Source organism: Azospira oryzae, from assembly GCF_004217225.1.
GTDB lineage: Bacteria > Pseudomonadota > Gammaproteobacteria > Burkholderiales > Rhodocyclaceae > Azospira > Azospira oryzae.
In genome coordinates, this window is record NZ_SHKM01000001.1 from 309,339 (window position 1) to 321,200 (window position 11,862).

The 11,862-nt window shown below is 61.2% G+C and carries 11 protein-coding genes; 6 read left to right on the forward strand and 5 right to left on the reverse strand.

Annotation, left to right across the window (positions count from 1 at the left end; all coding sequences use genetic code 11):
* Nucleotides 1–231 precede the first annotated feature (231 nt).
* Nucleotides 232–1,839 (forward strand): methyl-accepting chemotaxis protein, encoded by a 1,608-nt coding sequence (locus EV678_RS01450; RefSeq protein ID WP_130458253.1) that lies wholly within the window; start codon nt 232–234, stop codon nt 1,837–1,839.
* A gap of 129 nt (nt 1,840–1,968) precedes the next feature.
* Here EV678_RS01450 and EV678_RS01455 read toward each other — a convergent pair whose 3' ends face one another.
* The 5 genes from EV678_RS01455 to EV678_RS01475 form a co-directional block, all read right to left on the reverse strand.
* Complete coding sequence (locus EV678_RS01455) at nt 1,969–3,051, reverse strand: metallophosphoesterase (RefSeq protein ID WP_165397434.1); 1,083 nt, start codon at nt 3,049–3,051, stop codon at nt 1,969–1,971.
* Nucleotides 3,052–3,184: 133 nt separating this feature from the next.
* Nucleotides 3,185–3,571, reverse strand: coding sequence for a hypothetical protein (locus EV678_RS01460; protein ID WP_207222134.1), 387 nt, complete (start codon nt 3,569–3,571; stop codon nt 3,185–3,187).
* A 14-nt stretch (nt 3,572–3,585) separates the two neighbouring features.
* A complete protein-coding gene (locus EV678_RS01465; protein WP_130458255.1) occupies nt 3,586–4,179 on the reverse strand; it encodes an RNA polymerase sigma factor in 594 nt (197 codons plus the stop codon).
* A gap of 292 nt (nt 4,180–4,471) precedes the next feature.
* On the reverse strand, nt 4,472–4,876 hold the full coding sequence (locus tag EV678_RS01470) for a hypothetical protein (protein ID WP_130458256.1): 405 nt from the start codon (nt 4,874–4,876) through the stop codon (nt 4,472–4,474).
* Between the two features lie 4 nt (nt 4,877–4,880).
* The gene (locus tag EV678_RS01475; RefSeq protein ID WP_130458257.1) at nt 4,881–5,114 is read right to left on the reverse strand and encodes a hypothetical protein; all 234 of its coding nucleotides are present in this window, start codon (nt 5,112–5,114) and stop codon (nt 4,881–4,883) included.
* A 146-nt stretch (nt 5,115–5,260) separates the two neighbouring features.
* Between EV678_RS01475 and EV678_RS01480 the strand changes: the two genes are divergently transcribed.
* From EV678_RS01480 to EV678_RS01500, 5 genes are all read left to right on the forward strand, one after another.
* Nucleotides 5,261–5,527 carry a hypothetical protein gene (locus EV678_RS01480; RefSeq protein ID WP_197739064.1) on the forward strand — a complete coding sequence of 89 codons (267 nt, stop codon included), beginning with the start codon at nt 5,261–5,263 and terminating at the stop codon, nt 5,525–5,527.
* 649 nt (nt 5,528–6,176) lie between these two features.
* Nucleotides 6,177–8,246, forward strand: a complete 2,070-nt coding sequence (locus EV678_RS01485; protein ID WP_412784074.1) for a DEAD/DEAH box helicase family protein — start codon at nt 6,177–6,179, stop codon at nt 8,244–8,246.
* Between the two features lie 61 nt (nt 8,247–8,307).
* A complete protein-coding gene (locus EV678_RS01490; RefSeq protein ID WP_207222136.1) occupies nt 8,308–8,916 on the forward strand; it encodes a nucleotidyltransferase domain-containing protein in 609 nt (202 codons plus the stop codon).
* Nucleotides 8,870–9,322 (forward strand): DNA-binding protein, encoded by a 453-nt coding sequence (locus EV678_RS01495; protein ID WP_130458260.1) that lies wholly within the window; start codon nt 8,870–8,872, stop codon nt 9,320–9,322. Before EV678_RS01490 ends, EV678_RS01495 begins: the two co-directional genes overlap by 47 nt.
* A gap of 5 nt (nt 9,323–9,327) precedes the next feature.
* Nucleotides 9,328–11,757 (forward strand): N-6 DNA methylase, encoded by a 2,430-nt coding sequence (locus EV678_RS01500; protein ID WP_130458261.1) that lies wholly within the window; start codon nt 9,328–9,330, stop codon nt 11,755–11,757.
* Nucleotides 11,758–11,862 lie beyond the last annotated feature (105 nt).

Genomic DNA, 11,862 nt, shown 5'->3' on the forward strand with positions numbered 1-11,862 from the left:
GCCTTCTAGGCAACGCCAGGACCAGGCCGGCCGGTGCCCCCAGGGTGCCGGCCGGCCTTTTTCTTTACCGACCCAGGGTGATTACTAGGTTGGTGCAAATAAGCGGCTTCGTCAGCTTGGCATCAGGTATGTCGGGAATTGAACGGACATAATGCACGCGAGTCATAGGGCTTATGACTTAGGTCATAAACCAAACTCCAATGCCAACCCGCTCTCCCGAAAGGAGCCGTCATGACGATCGCCAAGCGCCTCGCCATCCTTATTCTCATCGCCGTGGCCGGACTGGTCGTGGTCGGCGCCTTCGGCCTGCGCCAGATGGGCGCCATCAACGCCAACCTCGAGTTCGCCAACGAAAACTCCATCCCCAGCATCCGCATGGTGGCCAACATGGAGTCCTCCTTCTTCCGCCTGCGCACCTTCATGCTCACCTACATCATGAGCCCCGATGCCGAGCGGCCGTCCCTGGCCCAGCAGGTGATGAACAACCGGGAGCGGCTGCAGGGCTACGTCAAGGGCTATGAGCCCCTGGTCAGCGACGACAAGGACAAGGAATACCTGGAAAACTCCAAGCGCATGCTGGCCGAGTACTTTTCCCTGATCGACCGGCAGATGGCCTCCATCCGCGCCGGCCAGGTGGACAAGGCGAAGGAGGATGCGGTCCTGGCCGGGGCCCTGGGCCGCCGCATCGCCGACAACGTGGAAGCCCACATCAAGTACAACGAGGAACTGGCCACCCAGGAAGTGCGCAAGGCAGCCGAGGCCTACAGCAGCGGCAAGGTGGTCTCCATGATCGTCATGGTGCTGGCCACCCTGGGCGTGGCCGGCCTGGGCTTTCTGGTCTACCGCCATGTGGAGCAGTCCCTGGGCAATATGGTGACCATGTTCAAGCGCATCGAGCACGACCTGGATTTCACCGGCCGCCTCGAGGTGCGGGGCACCGACGAAGTGGCCCAGGCCTCCACCGCCTTCAACCGCCTGCTGGACCGCCTGCAGGCCAGCTTCCGGGAAATCAGCAGCCACACCGAGGCCGTCAATACTGCCGCCAACCGGGTGGCCAATGCCTCCCATGAAATGTCCATCGCCTCCGGCCATCAGAGCGAAGCCGCTTCCAGCATGGCCGCCACGGTGGAGGAGATGACCGTCAGCATCAACCACGTGGCCGACCGGGCCGGCGAAGCCAACCAGCTTTCCACCGCCTCCGGCGAGCTGGCCCACAAGGGCGAGGGCATCATCGGCGACACCGTGGCCGGCATCAACAGCATCGCCGAAACGGTGCGTCACGCCTCCGAGCAGATCAGCCGGCTGGAGCAGCAAAGCGAGCGCATCAACAACGTGGTCTCGGTGATCAAGGAAGTGGCGGACCAGACCAACCTGCTGGCCCTCAACGCTGCCATCGAGGCCGCCCGGGCCGGCGAACAGGGCCGGGGATTTGCCGTGGTGGCCGACGAAGTGCGCAAGCTGGCCGAGCGCACCACCCAGTCCACCCAGGAAATCGCCAGCACCATTCTGGAAATGCAGGCCGGCGCCCAGGCCGCTGTGCAGGGCATCCATGCCGTGGTGGAGCGGGTGGATACCGGCGTCTCCCGGGCCGAGCAGGCCAACCAGGCGATCCAGGAGATCGGCGACGGCTCCCGCCGCACCGTGGATATGGTGGGCGACATTTCCGACGCCATCCGGGAGCAGAGCGTCGCCAGCACCGCCATCGCCCAGCAGGTGGAAAAGATCGCCCAGATGTCCGAAGAGAACAGCGCCGCGGCCCAATCCACCTCCGACACCGCCGGCGAACTGGCCCACCTGGCCCAGGAGATGCAGCAGGTGGTGGCCCAGTACCGGGTGTGAGCGCCAAGGGGTGGGGCCCGAGCCTCACCGCGGCGTAACCAGCACCCGAAGCAGCAAGGAAAAAGGCGCCCATGGGCGCCTTTTTCTCGCAGCGGGGCCGGGCCGAATAGCCGGGACCAGCGCGGTTTCTTAAGCCCGCACCAGCCGCAGCACGGTGATTTCAGAGGGAGCGCCGAGGCGCTTGGGCGGGCCCCAGTAGCCGGTGCCGCGGCTGGTGTAGACCGTCAGCCGGCCCAGCCGGTGTAGGCCGGCGGTGAAGGGCTGTTGCAGGGGCACGAAGAAATTCCAGGGCCAGAACTGGCCGCCGTGGGTGTGGCCGGAAAGCTGCAGGTCGAAGCCGGCGGCAGCGGCAGCCGGCGCCGAGCGGGGCTGGTGGGCGAGCAGGATGCGGGTTAGCCCCGGCGGGCTGCCGGCCAGGGCTGCCGCCGGGTCGCTGGCCTGGGCCGTATCGAAGGCGCCGGCCGAATAGTCCGTCACCCCGGCCAGCACCAGGCGGGAGCCATGGTGGGCGATGACGGTGTGGCCGTTGTGCAAGCCCTTGAGGCCGATGCGCTCGAACTCCGCCATCCAGGCCCCAGCGCCCGAATAGTATTCATGGTTGCCGGTGACGAAATAGCTGCCGTGGCGGCTGCGCAGCTGGCCCAGGGGCGCGGTGTGTTCCCGTAGATGCTCCACGCTGCCATCTACCACGTCGCCGGTGATGGCCACCAGATCGGCCTCCAGCCCATTGACCCGGTCCACGATGGCCTGCACGTAGTCCCGCTTGATGGTGGGCCCCACGTGGATGTCGCTGAGCTGGACGATGGTGAAGCCCTCCAGTGCCGGCGGCAGGTCGGCCAGGGGCACCTCCACCCGGACGATGCGGGCCACCCGCCGCGCATTGACGTAGCCGAACAGGGTGAACAGGCCGGCAACAGCCACCACTGCCAGGGCCGTGGGCTGCGCCAGGGAAGGCGCGCCGGCCAGCAGCAGGCCCGCATCCCGCAGCAGGGTCAGCACCAGCACCGAAGAGAAGAGGCCCATGGCTAGGCTGCCCAGCCAGCTGAGCCGGTCCGCCAGGGTTTGGTTGTCGGTGACGAAGCGGCCCAGCAGGCCCAGGGGCACCAGGCAGGCGGAAAGGGCCAGCCCGGCAATGGCCAGGGCCAGGGCGGCGGGATGCAGATCCAGCGACGGCAGCAGGCGCCAGCCGATGTAGGTATGGAGGCCGCCCATGAGCGGCAGCACGCGCCACAGGGCCCGGCGCAGGCGGCCGGGCAGGGCGGGCTGGGCCGCAGCAGCGGGCGGTGTGGCCGGCGGCCCCGGGGCGGCACGAGGCGCGCCCGGGGCCCGGGGAGGTTTCAGACCATCAAGCCTGGTCGGCCGGTTTATCCGCGGCCTTGGCCTGGGGCTCGGCGCCTTCCGCCTGGGGCGTGCAGCAGCGGCTCCAGCGGCTGTGGAAGCGGCCCTTGAGCTGTTGCCGCTCTTCTTCCGTCAGGCTTTCCCACTGGGCCCGGCGCTCGCGCCAGTGGTGGAAGCCGCCGCCGCGCATGCCGCCGAAGAGGATGCGGCTCAGCACCAGCACGCCCAGGGCCTGCCAGTAGCTGATGGGGGAGACCCCGGCAAAGAGGTCCGGCAGCAGGCAGTTCCACAACTGCATCACCACCCAGGTAAGGGCGCCGATGCCGACCACGACCATCAGGCCGATCTTGAGGCAGCGCGAGGCGCAGCCGGATTTTCCAGTTCTGCATTTCATGGTTTGTTTCCTGTTCAGGGTTGGGGTTCGTAAAGGGGACGCAGCCGCTGGCGCAGGTGTAGCACCGCCTGCCGCTTCCAGCCGAGCAAGGTGTTCATGGGCACGCCGCTCTCCGCCGCCATCTCCTTGAAGCTGCGGCCGTCGATCTCGTGGGCGATGAAGGTTTCCCGCGGCCCCGGCGCCAGTTCCTCCAGGGCCGTGGCGATGGCATCGAGCCACAGGCGGCGCAGATAGGCCGCCTCCGGCCCGCCGTCATCTGCCGGCAGGGCGGCTTCCAGCCAATGCTCCTCGTCGCCGTCTTCTTGCACGGCCACGGGCAGGGGTTCCTCCCGGCGCTTGCGGAAGCGATCCACGATGCGGTGGCGGGCCACCCGGAACAGCCAGGCCCCCACCTGCTCGATGGGCTCCGGCAGGCGCCAGGCCTCCACCAGCTCGAAGAACACGTCCTGCAGAATGTCCTCCGCCTCGCCCGGGTCGGGCACGCGCCGGCGAATGAAACTCCCCAGCCGCCCGCTCTCCCGGGCAATGGCTTCAGTCAGGCGTCGGTTCTGCTCGGCCATCAGGCGGGTCTCGTCGCGGGGCAGGGAAAGGGAGAACGATGTGTCCATGCCTGGGTAGACGAACGAAGGGCATGGATATTGTGGGTAGGTGAAAAAATAGTTGGTGGTAACGGGCAGAGGTTGCCGGGCTTGGCCCGGGGAACTGCCGGAGGCATCGCCCCATTATCGGCCAGAGTGCCGCCGGTTTGTCGGCGGCTCAGCCGCAAGCCTCAAGGCTACGCCAGTTCCGGCCATGGCAAAAACAAAGCCGCCCGGTTTTCCTGGCGGCTTTCTTGAGCGGCGACGACTATGGTCAGGAGGGCAGGGCCAGGGGATGCAATCCCGGCCCGCTTCCATGCCTTCAGGCAGCAGGATCGGCGGGCACTGCCGGCGGCTTGGCCGCCAGGGGCTGGAAATGGCTGCAATGGCGCAACCGGTGCATGCTTTGCAGGCTCAGATGCACGGCGCAACTGGCCTCGTCGGCAAAGGTCAGGCTGGGCACGTGGTGGCGACAGTCGGCGCATTTCACTTCCTTGTCACCGGCCAGGGGGACGCCGTTGAGTACGGCCAGGGCTACCTCCCGCATCCGTTGCAGCGTCGCCATGGTATCCAGCGAAGCCACCTGGATCAGCCGCGCCCTTTCCCGCAGGGAAAGGCTGCAACCTTGGACGAAGCCGCCATCGCCCATGGCGTGCAGGCGGGATTGGGCTTGCAGGATCAGCCGGTTCAACTCCGCTTCGTGGGGTGTGATGGTGCGCTTATCCATTGCCTCAGTCCTCCGCTGCCCCGCTCGGATTAGCCGTGTCGTGGCTTTCATCCAGGCACAGGTGATTGAGCTTGGCCAGATTGATGAAGCGGTGCTTGCCGAAACAGATGGAGGGAATATGGTCCCGGTCGCACAGGCCCCGCAGCACGCCTTCCTCAATGCCCACCACTTCCGCGAATTTCTTCCAGTGCATGATCGGCACCAGCGCCGGCTGGTTGATTCTTTCTGCGACTGTCATAATCACTTTGCTCCACAATGAAGCACACATAATCACAATAAGAATTATATGTGCGAATAAGCAAAATATTTACTAGTGAATATATGACAGAGAGTTACGCGGGTCAAGGGGAAACGTCGGCGATCAGGGCTAGGGTGGCGGCTGTGGTGACAGCCAAGACCGAGCCTCACCGCAAGTTCAAGCACATGGAAGAGCTGACGGGCGTCAAGGCCGCGTCATGGAAGGCGGTGTGCGAAGGACGGCAGCGGGCGAATGAAGAGCACTTTGAGGCGATTGGAGTGGCTTGGCCCGAGTACTCGCTTTGGCTGCTGACGGGGAAGTCTCAGCCTGAGGCTGGGCAGACTAGTCCTGAACTGGAGCAGCTTAAAACCCTTCAGCAGAATCTGGCGAAGGGTTATTTGGACCAAAGCTAAAGTCCCGTGGTAGTAGCCGATATGGCTCCAGTCCATTGCCACCTCGGCAAAAACGTCCGTTGTTGAGACTCTGTCTATAGACTTGCAAGCCTACCGTGCCAGTTCGTACTAATTCTGTTTGCAGAGGGTGCGATGCGACTAAAGAACAACACAGGGAGTACCTAGAATGGCTGCCAAGGAAGCCAAGGCCCGTATCAAGATCAATAAGCTGTTAGAGGAGTCTGGTTGGCGCTTCTTCGATGATCTAGCGGGTAAGGCCAACATCGTTCTTGAACCAAAAGTCAAACTGACCAAGGATGCTGTAGATGCCCTTGGTGACAATTTCGAGCAATCAAGCAATGGATTCATTGACTTCCTCTTGCTCGACGATGCAGGTTTTCCTCTCCTTGTTCTTGAAGCCAAGTCGGAAGACAAGAATCCCCTGGTTGGCAAAGAACAAGCGCGCAAATACGCCAAGTCACAAAACTGCCGCTTCGTCATTCTCTCCAACGGCAACCTCCATTATTTCTGGGATCTGGAGCAGGGTAACCCCCACATCATTACCCGTTTCCCCTCACCTGATTCGATCAAGGGCTATCACCGCTTCCAGCCCAATCCGCAGCGCTTGATCACCGAGCCGGTTAGCAAGGACTACATCGCGCTGACGCAGATGCCAGGCTATGCCACCGAGGCGGGCTGGAACAATGCCGGTGAGCGCGATGCCTTCATCCAGAAGAATCGTCTGCGTTTCCTACGCGACTATCAGAAGCGCGCCGTGCAGGCGATTCAGGATGCCGTTGCCGAAGGTCACAGCCGCTTTTTGTTCGAGATGGCCACCGGCACTGGCAAGACGTTGACCGCCGCCTCCGTCATCAAGCTCTTCCTGCGTACCGGCAACGCACGCCGCGTGCTCTTCCTCGTTGACCGGCTGGAACTTGAAGACCAGGCCAACAAGGCGTTCGTCGCCTATCTGAAAAACGATTACACCTCGGTGATCTACAAAGAGCGCCGTGATGAATGGCGCAAGGCCGAGATTGTCGTCACTACCGTGCAATCCCTGCTTTTCAACGACAAATACCGCCGACTGTTCTCGCCCACTGATTTTGACTTGGTTATTTCTGACGAAGCGCATCGCTCAATCGGGGGCAACGCACGTGCCGTGTTCGAGTATTTCGTCGGTTACAAGTTGGGCCTGACTGCGACGCCGCGGGACTACCTGAAGAAATTCGACGCGTCCAAGCCCAGTACCCGTGACCCGCGGGAAGCCGAACGTCGGCTGCTACTCGATACTTACCGTACTTTCGGCTGCGAGTCCGGTCAGCCGACTTTCCGGTATTCCCTGCTAGACGGCGTGCGCGAAGGTTTCTTGATCAACCCCGTGGTTGTTGATGCGCGGACCGACATCACTACGCAATTGCTGTCGGATAAAGGTTATGCCGTCGCCAATGGGGGGGAGGGCGGGGAAGAAGGCAGTGAAGACAGCTTTTTCCAGAAGGACTTCGAGAAGAAATTTTTCTCCGAATCTACCAACCGCATTTTCTGCCAGACCGTTCTCAATAATGGCTTGCGCGATCCGATCAGCCACGAGTTTGGTAAGTCCATCGTTTTTGCGGTCAGCCAGAACCACGCGGCCAAGCTGACCCAACTCCTCAATGAGCTGGCCGATGTCATCTGGCCGGACAAGTACCAATCCGATTTTGCGGTGCAGGTCACCTCGTTGATCCCCGATGCCCAGCAGTACACCATCAACTTCACCAACAACAACCTGCTCGGCTCCGCCAACTTTCTAGAGGCCTACAAAACCAGCAAGGCCCGGGTTTGTGTCACCGTTGGCATGATGACCACCGGTTATGACTGCCCGGATATTCTCAATCTCGCCCTGATGCGGCCGGTGTTCTCCCCGTCTGATTTCGTTCAAATCAAGGGCCGCGGCACACGTAAGCATGGCTTCCTCGAGCAGTTATTCGACAAACAGCTCAAGGCGCAGATCGGCAGGCAGGAGAAAAGTCAGTTCAAGTTCTTCGATTTTTTTGCCAACTGCGAGTACTTCGAGGAGAAGTTTGATTACGACCAGGTGCTCAAGCTGCCGAGACTGGGCACTGGCGAAGGCAACGGTGAGGTTGGCGGCACGACCATTGGCCCGAACGGCGAATACATCCACGGCGGTCCCGACAATATCCATCAGGTCCGGGAGGAAGCCGTTGGCCCCCAGGGCATGAAGATCGACCGCATGTTCTTCGAAGGCTTCGAAAACGTGGTCAAGGCTGATCCGATCCTGCAGCGCCAGGTAGATAACGAACAGTGGGACCAGGCCATCGACTACGTCACCACCCACCTGCTCGACAAGCCGGCCGAGTACTACACCCTCGACAAACTGCGTCGCGCCGCCGGCGTGGATCGGCGGCTGACCCTGCGCGAGATTCTGGAAAAAATCTTCGGCCTCATCCCCTATTTCAAGGGCAAGGACGAACTCCTTGAGGACGAATTCCAGAAGTTCCTGCTCGACCAGCCCCCCGAAGCCCTGAGCCAACATGCCGAGGCCGTTGTTGCCATGAAGTATTTCTTCAAGGCCTACGCTACTGACGGGCACTTGCGGGACATTCTCGAAAAGAAGCGGCTGACCGACCTTAACGTCAACCCAGCCTTCAGCATGGCCGACTTCAAGGCCGTGCCCCAGGAATGGCGTGAGCGCATTCCCGAGTACGTGAAGGATTACGTCTCCCTCAACCAGTTCATGTGAATCGCCAAAACGAAGCAACATCGACTACAATCGAAGCTTTAATGACTACATTGGCATTCCCGTGCTGCTTGATCTTCTATTTGGCACCTACCGGCAGCGAGCGCTGGCCCAGTTGCTCTTGCATCCCGAGAGCAGCTACCACGTCCGCGAACTGGCCCGCCTGACCGGAACCACGCCGGGCACCCTGCACAAGGAATTGGCCCGGCTGGCCGAAGTCGGCCTGTTACAACGGGAAAAGCAGGGCAATCAGGTGCGCTACCAGGCCAACCGGGAGTGCCCGGTTTTCGCCGAACTGGCGGGCCTGTTCCGCAAGACCAGCGGCCTGGTCGGCGTGCTGGCCGAGGCCCTGAGGCAGCTCCAGCCCCCGCCGCAACTGGCCATGGTCTTCGGTTCCTTAGCCCGGGGCGATGAAAACGCCCGCAGCGACGTCGATCTGCTGCTGATCGCCGACTGCAGTTTTGGCGACGCCATCAAAGCCTTGCACCCCGCCCAGTCCATCCTGCAACGGGAGATCAACCCGGTGCTCTATACCGCCGCCGAGTTTGCCCAGCGCGTCGCAGCCAAGGATGGCTTCGTCTGGAACATTCTCGCCAACCCCAAACTCTTCGTGATCGGCACCGTCCATGACCTTGGAAAATTTGCTGGCGATTCATCGCCTGCAGGCGTTTGAAGCGACGCCGGACGGCGTCCTGCGCCTGCTGGCATCGGCCGAGCGCAACCTGGCCGATGCCCGCCTGAGCAAACTCAGCAACGACAACCGCTTCGACGCCGCCTACAAGACCATCATGCAATGCGCCATGGTCGGCCTGTGGGCCAATGGCTATCGCACCGCCACCAGCCAGCCCGGCCACCATCAGACCGCCCTGCAAGCCCTGCCCAAGACCCTGGGCACGGCTGCAGATACGGTCATCGTTCTCGATGCCCTGCGCAAGCAGCGCAACCTTAACGACTACGAAGGCGACCCCGTCACCGACGCCGCCGTCCGGGAATGCCTAGCCCAGGCCGAAGCACTGCTCACCCACACCCGGCAATGGCTGCAACGCCATCGCGCCGACCTGCTTAGCGAAAACGAATAAACCCCATGCTCGACAGCGACACCAAACGCCGTATCGATTCCTGCCGCGACATTCTCGTCGGCAAAGTGCCGGACCCCAAATCCCAGGTCGAACAGATCACCATCGCGTTGATCTACAAGTTCATGGACGACATGGACGCCGAGGCCGAAGAACTGGGCGGCAAGCGCAGCTTCTTTGCCGGCGAATACGCCAAGTACGGCTGGGCCCGACTGATGGCCCCCAATATGGGCGGTTTCGACGTGCTGGCCCTCTATTCCGAAGCCATCGGCAAGATGAACGAGAACCCCGGCATCCCGGCCCTGTTCCGTGACATCTTCAAGAACGCCTATCTGCCTTACCGGGACCCGGAAACCCTGCGCGCCTTCCTCAAGGAAATCGACGGTTTCACCTACGACCATTCCGAACGTCTGGGCGACGCCTTCGAATACCTGCTCTCCGTGCTTGGCAGCCAGGGCGATGCCGGCCAGTTCCGCACCCCGCGCCACATCATCGACTTCATGGTCGAGATCATCGACCCCAAGAAAAACGAAAGCGTCCTCGACCCCGCCTGCGGCACCGCCGGTTTCCTCATTTCGGCGTGGAAGCACATCCTCCGGCAGAACACCAAAACCCGTACCGGCGACCTGCTGACGCCGGAAGAGCGGGCCACCCTGGTGGCCAACATCCACGGCTACGACATCTCCCCCGACATGGTGCGCCTGTCCCTGGTCAATCTGTACCTGCACGGCTTCACCGACCCCCACATCGTCGAATACGACACCCTGACCAGCGAAGAACGCTGGAACGAGACGGCCGACATCATCCTGGCCAACCCGCCCTTCATGTCGCCCAAGGGCGGCATCAAGCCCCACAAGCGCTTTTCGGTGCAGGCCACCCGCTCGGAAGTGCTGTTCGTGGACTACATCGCCGAGCACCTCAGCCCCCAGGGCCGGGCCGCCATCGTCGTGCCCGAGGGCATCATTTTCCAGAGCGGCACCGCCTACAAGAAGCTGCGCGAAATGCTGGTCAAGACCTCCCTGGTGGCCGTGGTATCGCTGCCGGCGGGGGTCTTCAATCCCTATTCGGGGGTCAAGACCTCGATCCTGATCCTCGACAAGCGCCTGGCCAAAAACTGCGATTCGGTGCTGTTCGTCAAGGTGGAGAACGATGGCTTTAATCTCGGGGCGCAACGGCGGGCAATTACCGGGAGCGACCTGCCAGATGCTGTGAAGCAACTAAGGAAATTCTTTGCCGATGCTGCAGGATTCGATAGTGCTCAGATGGCACACAAGGTGGCGCGGGTGCAGATCGGTGCGAGCGGTGAATGGAACCTAAGTGCTGATCGCTATCGGAACAGTCCTGACATACAAGCCGCCTATGAAATCGTGCAAATTGGCGACGTTGTTAGCACGATTACGCCTCCCCTCAAACTACAAAAGGAATCGTATTCCGCTGCCGGTCGCTACCCGATAATTGACCAATCTCAACAAGAAATCGCAGGCTGGACTAACGACGAGTTCGCCGTTATCCGCCCGGCCAAACCCTTGGTCATTTTTGGTGATCACACTTGTGCGGTGAAACTGATAAAACAGCCCTTCGCACAAGGTGCTGACGGGATAAAAATCCTAGAGACAAATAACCAACTGCTTCCAGAGTTTCTGTATTACTCCTTGAAAGCAAATCCTCTCGCAACGGATGGTTACAAAAGGCACTTCACGGACCTAAAGAGAAAACTGCTTCCACTCCCGCCCCTCGCCATCCAGCAGGAAATCGTCGCGGAAATCGAGGGCTACCAGAAGATCATCGACGGCGCTCGGCAGGTGGTGGAGAACTACCGGCCCCGAATCAATGTGCAGCCGGATTGGCCGGTTGTAGCGCTAGGCGAGATCATTGAAGGTAAGCCGAAGAATGGCTATTCCGGAAAACCTGTTGATTACGAAACCTCAACTAAGGTTTTGTCATTGAGTGCGACTACAAGCGGAGTATTGGATATATCCCGGACCAAGTATCTGGACGAAGATATTCCCAATGATGCAGCGTGCAGGTGTCGCCAGGGTGATATCTATCTTCAGCGTGGAAATACCGCGGAGTTGGTTGGCACGGCGGCAATCTTTGACGTCAATGAAGTGAATTATATATACCCTGACCTCATGATCAGAGTGAGGGCGGACGAAACAAAAATTCTGAGCCATTACCTCCTGCACCAATTGCAGAGCCCAAGCGTACGCAACTATATAACTCGAAACGCTGTGGGTGCGGCAGGGAGTATGCCGAAGATAAATCAAGGGATCGTGGAAAGAATTCCCATCCCTCTTCCCGACCTCGAAACCCAACGCGCCATCGTTGCCGAAATCCAAGCCGAGCAAGCCCTGGTCAATGCCAACAAGGAACTGATTGGGTGCTTCGAAGCAAAGATCAAGGCCACTATCAACCGGGTCTGGGGCAGCAGCGAGTAGTCACTGATACGGCGCTGGGTGGACCTGTGCGCGACTGACTGCGCCGCAACTCGATTATTGGCCCATGCCGCCCCCGGGGTGTTTTGCCGGTTCCCCCATGAAAAC